This window comes from Cellulosimicrobium sp. JZ28, assembly GCF_015327065.1.
Lineage (GTDB): Bacteria > Actinomycetota > Actinomycetes > Actinomycetales > Cellulomonadaceae > Cellulosimicrobium > Cellulosimicrobium funkei.
The window spans coordinates 3,432,805-3,451,250 of record NZ_CP017660.1; the positions used below are offsets into that span (position 1 = coordinate 3,432,805).

At 75.6% G+C, this 18,446-nt stretch carries 16 protein-coding genes and 1 pseudogene; 11 read left to right on the plus strand and 6 right to left on the minus strand.

Annotated features, from left to right (window positions below; all coding sequences use genetic code 11):
- Positions 1–95: 95 nt before the first annotated feature.
- Together BJP59_RS15405 and BJP59_RS15410 are read right to left on the minus strand one after the other, a co-directional pair.
- Positions 96–794, minus strand: a complete 699-nt coding sequence (locus tag BJP59_RS15405) for a DsbA family oxidoreductase (protein WP_021483014.1) — start codon at positions 792–794, stop codon at positions 96–98.
- Between the two features lie 48 nt (positions 795–842).
- The gene (locus BJP59_RS15410) at positions 843–1,469 is read right to left on the minus strand and encodes a DinB family protein (protein WP_194521349.1); all 627 of its coding nucleotides are present in this window, start codon (positions 1,467–1,469) and stop codon (positions 843–845) included.
- Positions 1,470–1,892: 423 nt separating this feature from the next.
- On the opposite strand from BJP59_RS15410, the gene BJP59_RS15415 reads away from it, so the two are divergent.
- Both BJP59_RS15415 and BJP59_RS19900 read left to right on the plus strand, forming a co-directional pair.
- Positions 1,893–2,540: a histidine phosphatase family protein gene (locus tag BJP59_RS15415; protein ID WP_228485102.1), complete on the plus strand. Its 648-nt coding sequence runs from the start codon at positions 1,893–1,895 to the stop codon at positions 2,538–2,540.
- A 124-nt stretch (positions 2,541–2,664) separates the two neighbouring features.
- Positions 2,665–2,991: pseudogene (locus BJP59_RS19900) on the plus strand (PH domain-containing protein); the annotation flags it as partial.
- A 131-nt stretch (positions 2,992–3,122) separates the two neighbouring features.
- Here BJP59_RS19900 and BJP59_RS15425 read toward each other — a convergent pair.
- Positions 3,123–3,863 carry an MOSC domain-containing protein gene (locus BJP59_RS15425; protein WP_081600313.1) on the minus strand — a complete coding sequence of 247 codons (741 nt, stop codon included), beginning with the start codon at positions 3,861–3,863 and terminating at the stop codon, positions 3,123–3,125.
- A 33-nt stretch (positions 3,864–3,896) separates the two neighbouring features.
- The gene (locus tag BJP59_RS15430) at positions 3,897–5,420 is read right to left on the minus strand and encodes an FGGY family carbohydrate kinase (RefSeq protein ID WP_194521350.1); all 1,524 of its coding nucleotides are present in this window, start codon (positions 5,418–5,420) and stop codon (positions 3,897–3,899) included.
- 37 nt (positions 5,421–5,457) lie between these two features.
- On the opposite strand from BJP59_RS15430, the gene BJP59_RS15435 reads away from it, so the two are divergent.
- From BJP59_RS15435 to BJP59_RS15470, 8 genes are all read left to right on the plus strand, one after another.
- Positions 5,458–6,090, plus strand: coding sequence for a class I SAM-dependent methyltransferase (locus BJP59_RS15435; RefSeq protein ID WP_194521351.1), 633 nt, complete (start codon positions 5,458–5,460; stop codon positions 6,088–6,090).
- Positions 6,091–6,093: 3 nt separating this feature from the next.
- Positions 6,094–6,381 carry a hypothetical protein gene (locus BJP59_RS15440; protein WP_086149870.1) on the plus strand — a complete coding sequence of 96 codons (288 nt, stop codon included), beginning with the start codon at positions 6,094–6,096 and terminating at the stop codon, positions 6,379–6,381.
- A 128-nt stretch (positions 6,382–6,509) separates the two neighbouring features.
- A complete protein-coding gene (locus tag BJP59_RS15445; protein ID WP_021483054.1) occupies positions 6,510–8,006 on the plus strand; it encodes an amino acid permease in 1,497 nt (498 codons plus the stop codon).
- Between the two features lie 28 nt (positions 8,007–8,034).
- On the plus strand, positions 8,035–8,925 hold the full coding sequence (locus tag BJP59_RS15450; protein WP_194521352.1) for an aminoglycoside phosphotransferase family protein: 891 nt from the start codon (positions 8,035–8,037) through the stop codon (positions 8,923–8,925).
- A 79-nt stretch (positions 8,926–9,004) separates the two neighbouring features.
- Positions 9,005–10,789, plus strand: coding sequence for an AMP-binding protein (locus tag BJP59_RS15455; RefSeq protein ID WP_194521353.1), 1,785 nt, complete (start codon positions 9,005–9,007; stop codon positions 10,787–10,789).
- A gap of 256 nt (positions 10,790–11,045) precedes the next feature.
- Positions 11,046–12,362 (plus strand): NAD(P)/FAD-dependent oxidoreductase, encoded by a 1,317-nt coding sequence (locus BJP59_RS15460; RefSeq protein WP_228485103.1) that lies wholly within the window; start codon positions 11,046–11,048, stop codon positions 12,360–12,362.
- A gap of 123 nt (positions 12,363–12,485) precedes the next feature.
- Positions 12,486–13,040: a PASTA domain-containing protein gene (locus BJP59_RS15465; protein WP_194523155.1), complete on the plus strand. Its 555-nt coding sequence runs from the start codon at positions 12,486–12,488 to the stop codon at positions 13,038–13,040.
- Between the two features lie 109 nt (positions 13,041–13,149).
- Positions 13,150–13,833: an SDR family oxidoreductase gene (locus tag BJP59_RS15470; RefSeq protein WP_194521354.1), complete on the plus strand. Its 684-nt coding sequence runs from the start codon at positions 13,150–13,152 to the stop codon at positions 13,831–13,833.
- A gap of 3 nt (positions 13,834–13,836) precedes the next feature.
- On the opposite strand, the gene BJP59_RS15475 is transcribed toward BJP59_RS15470, so the two are convergent.
- Together BJP59_RS15475 and BJP59_RS15480 are read right to left on the minus strand one after the other, a co-directional pair.
- Positions 13,837–14,964 carry a hypothetical protein gene (locus BJP59_RS15475; protein WP_194521355.1) on the minus strand — a complete coding sequence of 376 codons (1,128 nt, stop codon included), beginning with the start codon at positions 14,962–14,964 and terminating at the stop codon, positions 13,837–13,839.
- 110 nt (positions 14,965–15,074) lie between these two features.
- On the minus strand, positions 15,075–16,865 hold the full coding sequence (locus BJP59_RS15480; RefSeq protein ID WP_194521356.1) for a M28 family peptidase: 1,791 nt from the start codon (positions 16,863–16,865) through the stop codon (positions 15,075–15,077).
- A 222-nt stretch (positions 16,866–17,087) separates the two neighbouring features.
- Here BJP59_RS15480 and BJP59_RS15485 point away from each other — a divergent pair, with 222 nt between their 5' ends.
- A complete protein-coding gene (locus BJP59_RS15485) occupies positions 17,088–18,446 on the plus strand; it encodes an exonuclease domain-containing protein (protein ID WP_194521357.1) in 1,359 nt (452 codons plus the stop codon).

Consider the following 18,446-nt stretch of genomic DNA (forward strand, 5'->3'; position numbering starts at 1 on the left):
CCAGTCTGGGTGATACCGAGTCGCAGTTCCACCGCACCGGGTGTGAGATGCGTCGCTTCCACGCCGCATCCCGATGTGGTCCGGGACGCCGCGGCTCAGGCCGCGTCACGCTCCGCGACCGCCTGCTGCAGCACCTGGACGAACACCGCCGGGTCCTGCGCACCCGAGACGCCGTACCGCCCGTCGACCACGAAGAACGGCACGCCGTTGATCCCGTAGGCGCGCGCCTGGTCGATGTCGGCCTGGACGTCGTCGGCCCAGCGCCCGTCCTCGAGCGCCGCGACGACCTCGGCGCGGTCGAGCCCGACCTCCGCCGCGAGGTCCGCGAGCTCCTCGACGCGGCCGACGTGACGACCCTCCTCGAAGTACGCCTTGAGCAGCCGCTCCTTCATCTCGACCTGCTTGCCGTGCGCCTTCGCGTGGTGCAGCAGCTCGTGGGCCGTGAGCGTCTTGGTGTGCTGGAGCGCGTCGAAGTCGTAGCGCAGCCCTTCGGCCGCGGCGAGCTGCGTCATCTGCCCGAGCATCTGCTCGACCTGGGCGCGCGGCATGCCCTTGTGCCCGGCGAGGAAGTCCACCTCGGTGCCGTCGAAGTCGACGGGCGTGTCGGGCGCGAGCTCGAACGAGTGGTACTCGATGTCGACCTGCGGCCCGTCACCCGACTCCGCGAGGCGGCCGAGCGCCGTCTCGAGGCGTCGCTTGCCGACGTAGCACCAGGGGCACGCGACGTCGGACCAGATGTCGATCTTCACCGTGGGGGCGGCGGCGTCCGTGGGCGCCGGGCTGTTCGTGGTCATGTGACGCTTCAACCATCTGGGCGGCCGCGCGATTCCCGCGGCGGGCGGTCAGTCGGCGCCGTGCGTCGCGCGGTACAGGTCCTGGAGCACCATGATCTCGGCCCCGTGGTGCACGAGCTCGCGGTTCATGTGCGCGACGAGGTGGGCGAACGGTGCCTGCGCGTCGATCTCCGTCGCCTGGCCGAGCCCGACCGTGAACGCTCCGTCCTCGGGCAGGCCGTCGACGCCCGCGCGCCACCGCTCGACCTCGTGCCGCAGCCCGTCGACGGCGGGCCCGACCTCTCCCGAGAAGGTCACCGCGTCCCGGCGCCGCTCGTGCGGCCCGAACGTCCACTCCCAGCGCTCGAAGAACGCCTCGGTGAGGTGCGCGACGAGCCACGCCACCGTGCGCGGCTGCGGCGAGTCCGGGCCCTCCGGCCACTCCATCACCCACTCGCCCGCACCGAGCGTGCGCGGCGTGCGCTCCGACCCCCGCCGCACGACCCGCAGCGCGTCCGGGCCCGGCTCCCACTCGAGCTCCGCCTGCGTCAGCGTCGCGAGCCGGTCGCTCAGCTCGAGCCACGAGAAGCCGAGCTGTCCCCGCACGACGGCGAGCGCCGTCGGCACCGTGAGGATCGACCAGTCGAACTCCGGGCTGCCGTACGCGGTCCGCCCGTCCGCCGTCTCGTGCACCATCGCGGTTCCTCCCCTGGACCGGCGCGTCGGCGTCCCGCCGCGGCGCGGTCGCCGACGCCCTCGTCCGCGCGGTCGTCCCGACCACGCGTCCGGCCACCCTGCCGGGCCTCGCGGAGCGTGTCAACGCGGACCGCACCGCCGCGGCGCTGCGCGAGAATGGGGAGGCCCGCCCGTCCCTTAGGCCCGGAGTCCTCGTGCGCGTCCGCCCCCGTACCGTCCTGCTCGTCGCGACCGGGTTCGCCGTCGTCCTGCTCGGCGCGCTCGTCGTCTTCCTCGCGGTCAACGGACTCGACGGCATCCCCGGCTGACCCCGACCGCGCCTGTCGGCCGAGGCCCCGGCACCACCCGACGGGGCCGTCGCCGCGCGCCGTCCGCGCGCCGGGGTGATCCTGCTGAGGAACCCCCGCGCAGGAAGGCCGCCCCGTGACCTCGATCGCCCCCTCCCCCGACCCGCAGCTCGTCCTCGTCCGCCACGGCGAGACGGAGTGGAGCGCGAGCGGGCGCCACACGGGCCGCTCGGACGTCCCGCTCACCGTCGCCGGCGAGCAGCAGGCCGTCGCGGCCGGCGTGTGGCTCCAGGGGTGGGCCGACCGCCGGGGGCGGCGCCCCGCCGTCGTGCTCACGAGCCCCCGGGAGCGGGCGCGCCGGACCGCCGACCTCGCGGGCTTCCCCGCCGCCACGACCGACGACGACCTCGCCGAGTGGGACTACGGGCCCGTCGAGGGGCGCACGTCGGTCGCGGTCGGCGAGCAGCTCGGGCGCGAGTGGCTGCTCTTCCGCGACGGCGTGAACGTCCTCGCGGCGCCGGACGGGCACCGCGGCGAGGAGCTCGACCAGGTGGCCGCGCGGGCCGCCCGGGTGCTCGGGCGCGTCGAGCCGACGCTCCAGGACGGCGACGACGTGGTGCTGTTCGCGCACGGCCACCTGCTCCGCGTCCTCGCGACGGTCTGGTTGGGGCTCGACCCGGCCCTGGGCGCGCGGTTCGAGCTCGGCACCGCGGCGATCTGCCTCCTCGGCTACGGGCACGGGCTGCGCACGGTCGAGGGCTGGAACCTGGCCGCGCAGGGGTAGCGCGGGTGGCACGATGCTGCCCATGGGACTGAGCGAGAAGCACCTCACCGAGGGCGAGCACGTCGTCATGGAGCTCAAGGAGCACGCCAAGGCGCTGTTCTGGCCGTTCGTGCTGCTGCTCGTGATGGTCGCCGCCGTCGTGGTCACGGTCCTGCTCGTCCCGAACGACGTCGTCCGGTGGGTCGTGGCGGGCCTCGCGCTGGTCGCGGCGGTGGTCTGGGTGCTCGTGCCGTGGCTGCGCTGGCGCACCACCGAGTACACGGTGACGAACAAGCGCATCGCCATGCGCTCGGGGATCATCACGCGCACCGGCCGCGACATCCCGCTCTACCGGATCAACGACGTCAACTACGAGAAGGGCCCGATCGACCGGATCTTCGGCTGCGGCACCCTCGTCATCTCGGACGCCACCGACAAGCCCGGGCTGAACCTCCACGACGTGCCGGACGTCGAGAACGTCCAGGTGCGCCTGCACGACCTGCTCTTCACCGCCGACGACGGCTCCGACGACGGCGAGTGGCCGCCGAACGAGCCGCCCCGCGGCCGGCGCGGCCCGCGCATCCCCGCGCGGAGCGCTGACGCTCAGTCCTCGATCCGGCGTCCGGCCGCGATCTCGGCGCGGGCGCGCAGCTCGTCCGTGAGCGTGACGTCGCCCTCGAGGTGGGCGGCGAGGAGGCGGCGCGCGAGCCCGGCCGCGCGCTCGGGGTCCGCGCCGCGACCGTTCCAGGCGCCGAACCAGTCGGCGAGCGTCACCCCGTGCTCGGGCCGGTAGCAGACCGTCACCGCGTCGCCCGCGCGCAGCTCGCCGTGCTGCACGACGCGCAGGTACGCGCCGGTGCGGTTCGCGACGGTGAACCGCTTGACCCACCGGTCCTCGCCGAGGCGGCGCGCGAACGTCGAGCAGGGCGTGCGCGGCTGGGTGACCTCGAGGAGCGCGGTGCCCACGGCCCAGCGCTCGCCGACGACGGCCTCCGTGACCGGGATGCCCTCCACGCGCAGGTTCTCGCCGAACAGGCCCGGCGGGACGTCGCGACCGAGCTCGCCGGCCCACCAGTCCGCGTCGTCCTGCCCGTACGCGTACACCGCCTGCTCCTCGCCGCCGTGGTTCGCGCGGTCGGCCTGCAGGTCCGCGTAGAGCCCGAGCCGGCGCACCTTCACCGGTCCCGTGACGGGACGCTTGTCGATCGCCGTGACGCCGACGGGCCCCGCGTCCGGCAGGAGGGCGTGCACGCGGCACACCGCGAGGATCTCGCCCGTGGGGGCGCTGGAGGCGAGGTCCGTGACGGGTGCGGTCCCGGTGGTCACGGCGGCTGCGGTGGACATCCCTCGATTCTCGCAGGGTCGGCCCCGGGTGCGTCACGCGAGGGCCGCGGCGGCCTCCCGCCAGCGCGCGAGGTGCCCGACGACGTCCGCCCGGCCCGGGCCCGGGAGCTCCGGCTCGTCCGTGGCGACGACCGGCTCGACCGGGTCGCCCGTGCCGCGCGCGGCGAGCAGCGCCGCGCCGACCGCGGTCGCGCTGCGGAGCCCGACGCGGTGGACGGGCCGGCCGAGCGCGTCGGCGAGGAGCCGGCGCACGAGCGGGTCGCGCGACCCGCCGCCCGTCACGACCACCGCACCCGGCTCGCCCTCCGGACGGCTCACGGGCGGTCCCGCGACGGGCGCCACGGCCGAGGCCGCGGGCGCCGGGTCGAGCAGGTCGACCGCCGCCGCGACCGCGAACACCATGCCCTCGACGGCGGCGCGCACGAGCTCGGGCCGCCCCGTGTCCTCGCCCAGTCCGGTCCACGCCCCGCGCGCGCCGGGACCGGCGACCCCGCCGCGCTCCCCGGTGAGGAACGGCAGGAACGTCACGCCGCCCGCGCCGTCGGGCACGGTCCGCGCGAGCGCGAGGCCGTCGGACCACCCCAGCCCGAGGACCCGCAGCACCCAGCCGAGCGCGAGGCCCGCGTTCTGCACCGCCGCGAGGCGGTACCACCGCGCGGCAGGGCCCGCGCCGGTGTCCGCGAAGGTGTGCACGAGGGGGTCGAGCACGGGCTCGGGGCGGTCGAGCGCGGCCATGACCTGCGCCCCCGTGCCGAGGTTGACGTGCAGCCCGGGCGCCCCGACGGCGAGCCGCGCGGCCGGGGTGTCCCCGCCGCCGACCACGACGGGCACCGCGCTCCCGCTCGCCGGGAACCACCGCGCGAGCCGGGCGGTGATCCCGGCCACGGCGTCCGACGGCGCCACGCCCGGCAGGAGCCGGGCCGGCAGGTCGAGGTGCGCGACGACGTCGGCCGCCCAGGCGTCGCGGGGCACGTCCCACAGGAGCGTGCCAGCGGCGTCGGACCGGTCGGTCGTGGCGACGGGGAGGACGGGGTCGTCGACGAGCCACGCGCGCACGACGTCCTTCGGCAGCAGCACGTGCGCGGCGCGGTCGAGCGTCGCGGGGTCGTGCGCGGCGAACCAGTCGAGCACGGGCCCGGTCATCCCGGGCACGAGGGGGTTGGCGAGCGGGGCACGCACGGCGTCGGGCAGCGCGCGCCAGCGGTCGATCCGGTCGGCCGCGCGCGCGTCCGTCCACAGGACGGCTGGCACGACGGCGTCCCCCGCCGCGTCCACGAGCACCGCGGCGTGCATCTGGCCGGCGACGCCGACCGCGCGCACCGCGACCTCGCCGAGCCCGGCCGCGCGGGCGGCGAGGTCGTCGAGGGCGGCGCCGAGCGCCGTCGTCCAGGTCGCCGGGGCCGACTCCGCGCGGCCGGGGCGCGGGTGCTCGACGTCGTACGCCGCCTCGGCCTCCGCGACGACCGACCCGTCCCGTCCGAGCAGGACGAGCTTGAGCCCGCTCGTCCCGAGGTCGATGCCGAGGGTGGTGCCGAGGGTGGTGGGGACCAAGGTCACGGGACCGACTCTCCCACGCCCGGGTAGCGTCGGCGGCATGAGCGCCACCCGTCCCTCGCGCTGGGAGCAGAAGACCGCCGCCGACCCCTCGCACTCCACCTGGTACGTCGAACGCTTCCGGGCCATGGCCGCCCGGGGCGCCGACCTCGCGGGCGAGGCCCGCCTCGTGGACGCCATGCTGCCGCGCGGCTCCCGGGTCCTCGACGCGGGCTGCGGGCCGGGGCGCGTGGGCGCCGAGCTGTTCGCGCGCGGGCACGCCGTCGTGGGCGTCGACGTCGATCCCGTCCTGATCGACGCCGCGCGGACCGACCACCCGGGACCCGACTGGCGCGTGGGTGACCTCGCGGAGCTCGACCTGCCCGCGGAGGGTGTCACCGAGCCGTTCGACCTCGTCGTGTGCGCGGGCAACGTCGTGACGTTCCTCGCGCCGGGCACCGAGGTGGAGGTGCTGCGCCGCTTCCGCGCCCACCTCGCGCCCGGCGGTCGCGCCGTCGTGGGCTTCGGCACGGGTCGCGGGTACCCGCCCGAGCAGTTCCTCGCCGACGCCACGGAGGCCGGCCTGCACCTCGACCTCGCGCTCGCCACGTGGGACCTGCGCCCCTGGACCCCGGACGCCGACTTCCTCGTCGCCGTGCTCGGCGACGCGGCGCCCCGGCCGGGCGTGGCCTGAGCCGTGCCGTCCTACCGGGTGACCCTCGCCGTCGGCCTCCTGCACCCGGGCGCCGACCCCGAGGCCGTGCTGCCCGCAGCCGCCGACGCGGCGCGCGCCCTCACGACCGTCGAGGCGTACGACGTCGGCGTCGTCCGTGGCGAGGCGCGCGTCACCGTGCGCTTCCTCGCCGACACGGACGCGTCCGCGCACGGCGTCGCGGACGCCGTGGAGGCGGGCGTGCGGGCCCACGCGGCGACGTCGGGCGGGCGCCTGACCCGCCGCTGGGGAGCGCGCTGGCACCCCGCCTGAGCAGCGGCCGACGACGCGCGACGGCCCCCGCCGGACCCGCCGGGTCCGAGGGGGTGCGGTCGCCGCGCGACCGGGTCCGGGGGCCGGTTCAATGGACGGAGCTGACCCCGACGCCGGGAGGCGCACCCGTGACCACCAGGACCGGCCTGTTCCGCCGCAAGTCCGTGGAGGACTCGCTCGCGGCCGTCGACGACCCCGAGCGCTCGCTCAAGCGCGAGCTCACCGCGTGGGACCTCGCGGTGCTCGGCGTCGCCGTCGCGGTGGGCGCCGGCATCTTCTCCGTCGGCGCGACGGCCGCGGCCAACTACGCCGGCCCGAGCGTCATCGTCTCGTTCGTCATCGCCTCGATCGTCTGCGCGCTCGCCGTCATGTGCTACGCCGAGTTCGCGTCCGCGCTGCCCGTCGCCGGGTCCGCCTACACGTTCTCCTACGCGACCATGGGCGAGCTCGTCGCGTGGATCATCGGCTGGGACCTCATCCTCGAGATGCTGCTCGCGTCCGCGGTCATCGCGAAGTTCTGGGGCGTGTACCTCGGCGACGCGTTCGGGCTGTTCGGCATCGACCTCCCCCTGACGATCCCCCTCGGCCCGGTCGACCTCGAGTGGGGCCCGGTCTTCATCGTCGCGGTGTTCACCGCGCTCCTCGCGCTCGGCACGAAGCTGAGCACGCGCGTCAACAGCGTGTTCACCGTCATCAAGGTCGCCATCACCCTGTTCGTCATCGTCGTCGGGTTCTTCTTCGTCGACGCCTCGAACTACACGCCCTTCGTCCCGCCCGCGCAGCCGGCGCCCGAGCAGGGCAACCTCGAGCAGCCGCTCGTCGGGTTCCTCACCGGCCTCGAGCCCACGACCTACGGCGTCATGGGCCTCCTCGCCGGGGCGGCGCTCGTGTTCTTCGCCTTCATCGGGTTCGACGTCGTCGCGACCACGGCCGAGGAGGCCAAGGACCCGCAGCGCACCCTGCCGCGCGGCATCCTCGGCGGCCTCGCGATCGTCACGGTGCTCTACATCCTCGTCACGCTCGTCGTGACGGGCATGGTGTCGTACACCGAGCTCGCGGAGTCCGACGCGCCGTCGCTCACCACCGCGTTCGTCATCGTCGGGGCCGACTGGGCCGGGCGGGTCATCTCCGTCGGGATCCTCATCGGCCTGACGACGGTGATCATGGTGCTGCTGCTGGGCCTGACGCGCATCGTCTTCGCGATGAGCCGCGACGGTCTCCTCCCCCGCGGCATCTCCCGCACGTCGCCGCGCTACCGCACGCCGGTCCGGCTCCAGGTGGGCGTCGGGGTCGTCGTCGCGCTCATCGCGGGGCTGTCCCAGGTGGAGCTGCTCGAGGAGATGATCAACATCGGGACGCTCTCGGCGTTCGTCCTCGTGAGCTTCGGCATCCCGATCCTGCGCCGCTCCCGGCCCGACCTGCAGCGCTCGTTCAAGGTGCCGTGGTCGCCCGTGCTGCCGATCGTGTCCGGCGTCGCGTGCCTGTGGCTCATGGCGAACCTCACGACCCTCACGTGGCTGCGGTTCCTCGGCTGGGTCGTGGTCGGGCTGATCATCTACGGGTTCTACGGCTACCGGCACTCCGTCGCGGGCCGGGACCCGCTGAAGGGCGACGTCGCCACGTAGCGCCGACGCGTCGGTACCGTGGGCGCGCATGAGCGCCCCGGAGACCCCGATCACCGCCGACCTCGTCCGCGAGGCTCTGGCGGAGCAGCATCCCGACCTCGCCCGGCTGCCGCTCCGCGAGGTCGCCGGCGGCTGGGGGAACCAGATGTGGCGGCTGGGGGACGACCTGGCCGTCCGGGTGCAGCGCATGGACCCGACGCCGGAGCTCCAGCTCAAGGAGCGGCGGTGGCTGCCCGTTCTGGCGCCGCGCCTGCCGCTCCCCGTGCCGACGCCGGTGCGGCACGGGGAGCCGTCCGCGCGTCTCCCGCGGCACTGGACGGTCATGACCTGGGTCCCCGGCGAGCCGCTGGACCACGGGACGATCACCCGGGGCGAGCACGCCGCCGACGCGCTGGCGGGCTTCCTCCGGGCGCTGCACGTCGCGGCGCCCGCCGACGCGCCGTCGTCCACGGACCGGGGCGCGCACCCCCGCGACGTCACGGACGGCTTCGAGGGCTTCCTCCGCGCCGTCGCCCCCGACGACGCCGTCGCCGTCCGGTCCGTCTGGGCCGACGCCGTCGCGGCCCCAGCGTGGGAGGGTCCGCCCGTGTGGGTGCACGGGGACCTGCACCCCGCGAACGTCGTCGTCGCGGACGGGACGCTCGCGGGCATCGTCGACTTCGGCGACCTCTTCGCGGGCGACCCGGCGTGGGACCTCGCCGCGGCCTGGGTCCTGCTGCCCGCCGGCCTCGCGGCGCGGTTCTTCGACGCCTACGCGCAGGCCGACGACGCGGCGGTCCGGCGTGCCCGCGGGCTCGCGGCGCTCAAGGCCCTCTTCCTCCTGCTCATGGGGCAGAACGGCGACCGCGGACTGCCCGGCGGCAAGGCCCACTGGGGGCCCGTGGGGCGCGCCGCGCTCGACCGCGTCCTCGCGGGCTGACGTCTCGTCGCGCGGTGCCCTCCCCTGCTCGGCACCGCTGCCGCACACAACCTACGCAACCGTAGGTTACGGTGGCGTAGTGAACACTCTGGCGACGAGGCCGTGGACCGACCGTTACGCCCCCGGCGTCCCGACGGACGTCGAGGTCCCCGACGAGCCGGTCACGGCCGCCCTCTACCGCGCGGCCGAACGCTGGCCGGACCGCGTCGCGGTCGACTTCTTCGGCGCGACCACCACGTACGCGCAGCTCGTGGCGCAGGTCGAGCGCGCCGCGAGCGCCCTGCACGACCTCGGCGTCCGGCACGGCGACCGCGTCGCGCTCGTGCTGCCCAACGCGACGTCGCACGTCGTCGCGTTCTACGCCGTCGAGCGGCTGGGCGGCGTCGTGGTCGAGCACAACCCGACGTACACGGCCGACGAGCTCGCCCACCAGCTCGCCGACTCCGGCGCGAGCGTCGCGGTCGTGTGGACCAAGACGGTCCCGGCCGTGCTCGAGGCCCGCGCCCACGTGCCCGGGCTGCGGCGCGTCGTCGGGCTCGACATCGCGCGCGACCTGCCGCGCGGCAGCCGTCTCGCGCTGCGCCTGCCCGTCGCCCGGGCGCGTGCGCAGCGCGAGGCCCTGCGTTCGCCGCTCCCGGCCGGGGTGCCCGACTGGCACGACCTCGTCCGGCGCGCACGGGCCCTCCCCCCGACGCTGCCCCACCCCGCCGCCGACGACGTCGCCCTCCTGCAGTACACCGGCGGCACGACCGGCACCCCGAAGGGCGCGGTCCTCACGCACCGCAACCTCGTCGCCAACGTGGTCCAGGGCCAGGCGTGGGCGTCGTTCGAGGAGGGCGCCGAGACCGTCTACGGCGTGCTGCCCTTCTTCCACGCGTTCGGCCTGACGTTCTGCCTCACCCTGCCCGCGCGCGTCGGCGCGACCCTCGTCGCGTTCCCCAAGTTCGACCCGCAGGCGTTCGTCGCCGCCCAGGCGCGGCGGCCCGCGACGTTCCTGCCCGGCGTCGCGCCCATGTTCGACCGCATCGTCACCGCCGCGGCCGACGCCCCGGGCGCGGGCTCCGACCTCACCTCGATCCGCCTGGCCTTCGCCGGCGCGATGCCCATCACCGCGGAGACGGCGCAGCGCTGGGAGGACGCGACGGGCGGCCTGCTCATCGAGGGGTACGGCATGACCGAGACCTCGCCGATCTCGCTCGGCAACCCGTGCTCCGACGACCGCCGCCCCGGCACCCTCGGGCTCCCGTTCCCCAGCACCGAGATCCGCGTCGTCGACGCCGACGCGCTCGACGCCGGCGACCTGCGCGACGCCGAGCCGTCCGACGACGGCGTGCGCACCGTGCGCGGCGAGCTGCTCGTCCGCGGCCCGCAGGTGTTCCGCGGCTACTGGAACCGTCCCGAGGAGACCGCCCACCAGCTGCTCGACGACGGGTGGCTCCGCACGGGCGACGTCGTGCGCGTGGCCCTCGACGGCCCCGACGCCGGCCTCGTCACGCTCGTCGACCGCATCAAGGAGATGATCGTCACCGGCGGGTTCAAGGTGTACCCGTCGCAGGTCGAGGAGCACCTGCGCGGGATGCCCGGCGTGCGGGACGTCGCCGTCGTGGGCGTGCCGGGCTCCGGGTCCGACGAGCACGTCGCCGCCGTCGTCGTGCTCGACGACGCGGACGACGCCGCCTCGCCCCCACGCGTCGACCTCGCCGCCGTGCGCGAGTGGGGCGAGAAGCGCCTCGCCCGGTACGCCCTGCCCCGCACGTTCGCCGTCGTGCCGGAGCTGCCGCGGTCCCAGATCGGCAAGGTGCTGCGCCGTGTCGTCCGCGAGGACCTCCTGGGCCGCGACGACGTCGAGCACCACCGCTCCTGACTGCGACGCACACCCGCACGCCGAACGCGCGAGGTAGAGCCCTGGTCCGCCGAGGTAGAGGCGTGGTCACCACCACGCCTCTACCTCGCGCGACCAGGGGTCTACCTCGCGCGACCAGGGCTCTCCCTCGGGGGCCGGGCGCCTGTTCGGCGTGGGGGCGGGGTTCGCCGTAACCTGGCACACGTCGTCGGCGACGTCCGCGACGCAGTCGGGCGGGCACCGGCGCTCTCCCACCCCGTCGCCCCGAGGAGGCCACGTGCCCGAGCCCGTCACCGCTGCCCCCGCACCGGCAGCCGCCGCCCCCCTGCCGCACGTCGTGGTGGTCGGCGCCGGGTTCGCCGGGCTCGCCGTCGTCAAGGGGCTCGCCAAGGCGCCCGTGCGCGTGACGCTCGTGGACCGCCGCGTCTACAACACGTTCCAGCCGCTGCTCTACCAGGTCGCGACGGGCGGCCTGAACCCCGGCGACGTCACCTACTTCCTGCGCGGGCTGCGGCTCAAGCAGAAGAACGTGCGGGTCGTGCACGAGCATCTCGTCGGCATCGACCACGAGGCGCGCCGCATCCGCCTCCTCAACGACGAGTGGGTCGACTACGACTACCTCGTCGTCGCGAACGGCGTCACGGCCAACTTCTTCGGCACCCCGGGCGCCAAGGAGAACTCGTTCCCCATGTACTCGCGGTCCCAGGCCATGAAGATCCGGGACACGCTCTTCATCCGCCTCGAGAAGGCCGCGGCGAACCCCGGCAAGGACGAGGGGCTGCGGGTCGTCGTCGTCGGCGGCGGCGCGACGGGCGTCGAGGTCGCGGGGGCGCTCGCGGAGCTCCGCACCGCGGGGCTGCGGCCCGCCTACCCGGAGATCCACGGCGACGCGTTCGAGGTGAAGATCGTCCAGCGCGGCGGCGAGGTGCTCAAGTCGTTCCACCCGAAGCTGCGCCGGTACGCGGCGGAGGAGCTGCGCCGTCGCGGCGTCGGCCTGCACCTGGGTGCCGGGGTCGCGGAGGTGCTGCCCGACGCCGTCGTCCTCACCGACGGCACGCGCATCCGCTCCGACCTCACGGTGTGGTCGGCGGGGGTCCACCCCCACGAGGAGGTCGACGACTGGGGCCTGCCGCGCGGCGAGGGCGGGCGCGTCGTCGTCGGCGACGACCTCCAGGTCGAGGGCCTGCCGGGCGTGTTCGCGGCGGGTGACATCGCGATCTCGCCCGCCGGGCTGCCGCAGCTCGCGCAGCCCGCGATCCAGTCGGGCGAGCAGGTCGCGCGGAACATCGAGGCGCTCCTCGCCGGGCGCCCGACGACGTCCCTGCGGTACTTCGACAAGGGCACCATGGCGGTCATCGGCCGGCGCGCGGCGATCGCCGAGGTCGTCGGGAGGCTGCGGCTCACGCGCGGCGTCGCGTGGCTGGCGTGGCTGTTCGTCCACATCATGGGGCTCATCGGGCCGCGCAACCGCCTCACGACGCTCGCCGGTCTGGTCACGCGCTACGGCTTCCCGTTCCACCGTCGGCCCATCCCGATCGTCGGCGACGTGCCGACCGTCCGGCCGCCGAAGCGCACCGGAACCGGCCGCCCCTGACGCCCGACGGCAGCCCGCGCGCAGGCCGACCGGGCACCCGTCGCGTACCCTCGATCACGCAATCAGTTTCAGGGGGCAACCGGGGGCGGTGCAGTGGCAGGACGTATGACGGACCCGTCGGCGATGACGGACCGGACGAGCACCAGGAAGCACGACGACGGGACGCGCGACGCCGCGCGGCCGCGGGTCGTGGGAGCACCGCGACGCGCACGGGCGGTCGTGCTCGCCGTCGTGGCCGTGACCGCGCTCGCCGGGTGCCGCGTGGACGGGCTGCCGGGCGGCCCGGGGAGCCCGTCGCCGTCGCCCACGTCGCAGCCGACGACGACCCCCACCCCTGAGCCGACCGTCGAGCCGACGCCGGACCCGACCGGAGAGCCGACGGGCGGCCCCGGTGAGCCGGGCAGCTCGGACGGGGTCGAGGTCTCGGTCGAGATCGAGCCGGCGTTCTCCATGCCCAACCTCGTCGAGACGCGGCTCAAGCAGGCGCGTGCCGACCTGGAGCAGCGCGGGGCGGTGACGGTCGTCGTCGTGGACGCGCGCGACGTGCGGGCCGGCGCCCTGCCCGGCGCGGCCAACGGCTGGACGGTGTGCGCGCAGGACCCGGAGGGCGGGGACCTCGTGCGCGCCTCGCAGACCGTGACGCTCGACGCCGCACCGAACGCGAAGCAGTGCCCGTGACGCGCCCCTGACCGGGTCCCGTCACACCCGGGCCGGTCGCCCCGGGTGGCGGCGCGGACGACGACGGAGGACGGTGGACTCCCACTCTCCACAGACAGGAGTCCGCCGCATGAAGATCGCCCTCGTCGGTGCCCACGGCAAGGTGGGCCGGCTGCTCGTCCCGATCCTCGTCGACCACGACGCGACCGTCACAGGGATCGTGCGCGCCGAGGAACAGCTCCCGCTCGTCCGCCGGCTGGGCGGCGAGCCGCTCCTGCTCGACGTCGAGCACGCCTCGACCGAGGAGATCACCGCCGCGCTCGACGGGTTCGACGCCGTCGTATGGTCCGCCGGGGCGGGCGGCGGGAACCCGGAGCGCACCTACGCCGTCGACCGCGACGCCGCCAGTCGCACCATGGACGCCGCCGTCGCGGCCGGGGTGCCGCGCTACGTCATGGTGTCGTGGATCGGGTCGGTGCCCGACCACGGCGTCGACCCCGACTCGAGCTTCTTCGCCTACGCCGACGCGAAGCTCGCCGCCGACGACCACCTGCGCGGCACCGACCTCGACTGGACCGTCCTCGGCCCGGGCACGCTCACCGACGACGACCCCACCGGGGCGATCCGCGTCGTCGGCGACGGCCCGGACGGCCTCGACGGCGCGGACGACGTGCCCGACGGCGCGGCCTCCCGCGTCTCGCGGGCGGACGTCGCGATGGTGGTCGCCCAGGCGCTGCGCACGCCGTCGACCGTCGGGCGCTTCATCCGCTTCACCGCGGGCGACACCCCGGTCCTCGAGGCGCTCGACCGATAGCCGTCAGCGCCCGAGGCGCCGGCCCACCCGCTCGCGCAGGTCGAGCGCCGTGCGGCGCCACGTCGCCGCACGCGCAACGACCGTCCCGATGCTCGTGTCCTCGGCCTTCACGTGCACGACGTCGACCCCGCGCTCCGCGGCCGTCCGGACGATCGTGTCCGTCGCCCCGCGCAGCGCGAGCTGGAGCAGGACCGACGTCGTGCTCGCCTGCGCCTCGCCCGTCCCGAACCGCCGCCGGTAGACGACCTCGGTGACCACGCGGTCGAACATCCGGTCCGGCGGCGCGTCCGCGTCGGCCACGTCCGCGTCGCCGGACGCGCCGAGGAGCGCGTGCGCGTCGGCGAGGGCGTCGTCACCGTCCGCGTCCGGCGGCAGCACGGCGAGGTAGAGCGAGAGCAGGAGCTCGCTGATCTTGCCCAGCACCCACGCCCGGCCGGGCAGCGGGGGCAGCGCCACGACGTACTGCGCGAGGTTCACCTCCAGCGCCTCGGCCGACAGGCACGTCCACGCGGGCGCCGTGCGGACCTCGACCACGCGGTCCCAGTCGACGTCCTTGCCGTCCAGGCCGACCCGCTGAGGGCCGATCGTCACGGCGCCGAACCGGTCGAGCAGCGCGAGCGGTGCCGTCGCGAACCGCGGCACGTACGGGACGAGCCGCACGACCCCCTGGACCGACACGTCCCACTCGCGTTCGAGCGGGTACGTCGGGCGCGGGTAGGCGGCGATCACGCGGCGCACCCACTCCGCGACGACGTCGTCGAACCCGCCGTCGCCCGCGGCGGCGTCGGGCGGGCCACCGTCGGCGCCGTCGGCCACGTCAGCGTCGTCCGCGAGCGCCTCGACGAGCGCGTCCTCCAGCGCGGTGTCGAGATCAGGTCCGGGGACCGCCTCGGGCGCCGGGTCGCCGTCGTCGCGCCGCGCACGACGGCCGGGGAGCGCACCGGGGAGCGAGAACGAGGGCCGCGGGAGCGTGGGTCGCGGCAGCGCCCGCAGGGCGGGGACGCGCAGGAGACGTCTCTCGCCGAGCAGCCGCGCGAGCGTGCTGCGCCCGTCGCCCGACGTCGTGCCGGGCAGGTCGGGGCCCTGTCCCGGCTCGTCGTCCGTCGTCGTCAGGAACGGTTCCTTCGCCACGTGCCCCCCGTCCGTCGCGCCTCCCGACGGCGCACCGCGAGCCAGCGTAGACCGGGCGGGGCCGCCCTCCCGTGGAGGACGGCCCCGCCCGTCGGGTCGACGCGGAGGCGTCAGCCGCAGTCGATCGCGTCGTACGACACGTCGTACCGCTGGTACACCGGGTCGCCGCCGCGCCACTGGTAGGCCGCGACCGTCGCGGTGCCCGCCGCGACCGACGACGCACGCGTGCTGAACGACTGGTACGCGTTCTTGTCCGGCGCGAGGGCGCTGAACTTCTTCTCGCCGAACGGCGTGACGAGCCGGACGTCCGCGGGGGCGTCCTCGCCGTTGGCGCCGCGCACGGCGACGTACGCCGTGCCGTTGAGGCACCGCGCCTGTGCCTCGACGGCGTCGATGCGCGGGTTGCCCACGCCGTTGATCGCGAACGTGTCCTCGGACAGCGCGGCGACGGCGTGCCCGATCGCCCGCGACATGATGTCGAGCGCGGTCGCGTCGACGTTGTCGATCGTGTCCGCCGGCGAGTGGTAGTTCGGGTCGTAGAAGATGCCCTCGGTGCCGCCGAACATCGCGACCTCCTCGGCCGTCTTCGAGCCGTCCGCGCCGGTGAACAGGCCCGACGCCGGGACCCCGTTCTCGATGAACGCCTGGTAGTCGGAGCGGCCCGAGAACTCGGTGTCGACCCAGGGCTGGTCGATGCCGTCGAAGTAGTCGGTGAACACCGCCTCCGTCTCGGCCGAGCCCGGCGGGACCTCGACCGGGGCCGGGTAGGTCGACTCGTTCGCGTCGTACACGCCGATGATGTAGTTCGGCGAGCCGACCATGTCGAAGTTGAGGTACGTCGCGATGTCGTCGAGCGCCGCCGGGTCGTTCGCGGCGAGGTCGCTCACGTAGTGGGTCGAGCCACGCAGGCCGACCTCCTCGGCGCCCCACCACGCGAACCGGACCGCGTTCTCGACGTCCTGGCCGCCGTCGGTCGCGGCCGCGAGCTGGACCGCGACCTCGAGGATCGCGGCGGAGCCGGAGCCGTTGTCGTTGATGCCCGGGCCGTCCTCGACGCCGTCGAGGTGCGCACCGACCATGACGACGTTGTGGTCGCGCCCGCCCGGCGTCTGGGCGAGCACGTTGAACGTCTCGAACTCCTCGACGTGGGTCTGCAGGTCGTAGGTCGCGACCGGCTCCGCGCCGCCCGCGATCGCGGCGAGGATCTGCTGGCCCGCGGCCTGCGTGATGCCCACCGTCGGGACCCACGCGTCGTTCTCGGCGCCGAGGGTCGGGCTCAGCGCGCCGTCGGTGTTGTTGTACAGGATCACCGCCGCCGCACCGGCCTGCGCCGCGTACAGCGCCTTGTCGGCGAACGGGCACGAGCCGCGGCTGATCAGCGCGACCGCGCCGCTCACGGCGACCCCCTCCCACGTCTCCGGGGTGCAGCCCTGGACGAGCGCGTCGGCGGGCTGCACGATCGGGCCCGTGACGCCGTCGTCCGGGGTGTCGGGCGCGAACTCGGCCGGGTAGACGTCCGACGTCACCTCGACGCCGGCCGCCGTGAGGGACAGCTCGTCGGTCTCCAGGTCCTCGAACGTGAAGTACTGGCGCTCGGGCTCGTAGCCCGCGGCCCGCAGGGCGTCCTCGACGTAGACGGCGCTCGCCTCGTAGCCGGGCGTCTCCAGCGCGCGGTTGCCGCCGTTGGCGTCCGCGATGTCCTGGAGGTCCTGGAGCCGCTGCATGACCGCGTCGCCGGTGACGAGGTCCTCGAGCGGGGGCGGTGCCGCGGCGGCCCGCAGGCTGCCGGCGGCCGTGCCGGACGCGGCGCCGAGAGGCTCGGCGCCGACGGGAACTGCGGTCAGCGCCGCGAGCACGAGGCCCGCTACCGCTGCGGACGGGACGATCGTTCGTGGTCTCACGCATCCTCCTCGACAGTGGCCCCCGCGGACCACCCCCGGTCGTGTCGGGGTGCGGCCGAGTCGCACACGAGACGCGACGCTGCGGAGGCTCGTGTGCTCGCGAGCGTATGCCTCCCGGGCCGCGCGCGGAACCCCCGGGCGGCACGAGCGTGAGGAGTTCACACGACCGTAACGGCCGCGGCGCCGGAGCAGGTCGTGGGCGACGTCGGGCAGACTGTGCCCGTGCCCGGATTCGCCGTCGTCGACCTCGAGACCACGGGGTTCTCGCCCCGCCTCGGCGACCGCGTCGCCGAGGTCGCGGTCGTCCTCGTGGACGACGCCGGTCGCGTCGAGGACGAGTGGTCCACCCTGGTCAACCCCGAGCGCGACCTCGGGCCGCAGCACGTGCACGGCATCGCCGCGGCGGACGTCGCGCTCGCGCCGACGTTCGACCGCGTCGCGCCCGCGCTCCTGCGCCTGCTCGCCGGGCGCGTGCTGGTGGCCCACAACGCGGCGTTCGACACGCGCTTCCTGCGCGCCGAGATCGGGCGTGCCGGGATCGCCGCGGCCATCGACCCCGTCGCGTGCCTGTGCACGCAGCAGCTCGCGAGCCGCTACCTCACGGGCTCGCGGGCGCTGGCCGCGTGCTGCGCGGCCGTGGGCGTCGTGCACGACGGCGTCCACTCGGCCCTGGGCGACGCGCGCGCCACCGCGGGGCTGCTCGGGTACTACCTCGACGTCGCGTCCGACGACGAGTGCTGGGCCGTCGCGCGCGCCGCGGCGGACGGCGTCCGCTGGTCGCTGCCCGCCGTCCTGCCCGGTGCCGAGCCGGTGCTGCGCGGCGCCAGCCGCGCCCGCGGGCACTGGCTCGCGGCGCTCGCCGACCCTCCCGCCGTTCCGGACCCGTCCCCGCCCGGTGCCCCGGGAGCGGACGCGCGGCGCGACGTGAGCACGTACCTGCGCCTGCTCGACGAGGCGCTCCTCGACCGCTACGTCTCGCACGCCGAGCGGGCCGCGCTGCTCGCGGAGGCCCGGCACGCCGGACTCGACCGCGAGACGGTCGAGGCCCTGCACCGCGACTACCTGGCCGCACTGGCCCGGGCCGAGCTCGACGCGCTCGACGGGACGACCGCCACGGGCGACCGCGACGAGGGCGTCGCGCTGTGCGACGACCCGGCGCTGCACGAGGTCGCGGGGCAGCTCGGCCTCGACGCCGACGACGTCGCGGGAGCCGTCGAGGCGGCGCTCGGGACGCGCCTGGTCGACGCGGTCGCGGACGTCGGGGCCCCGGGCACCGCGGCACCGGGGGCCGCCGCCCTGGGCGCCACGGTCCCGGCCCGACCCGCGTTCGTGCTCGCCGCGGGCGACGAGGTCGTGCTCACCGGCTCGATGTCGCGGACGCGGGAGGCCTGGGAGCGCGACGTCCGCGCCGCGGGCCTCTCCCCCTGGCCCTACGTCACGCGCCGCACGCGGCTCCTCGTCGCCGCCGACCCCGACTCCCTCTCGACGAAGGCCCGCACCGCGCGCCGCTACGGCGTCCCGGTCGTCACCGAGGCGGCGTTCGAGCGCCTGCTCGCCGTTTCCGGTGCGCGGGCAGCGTGA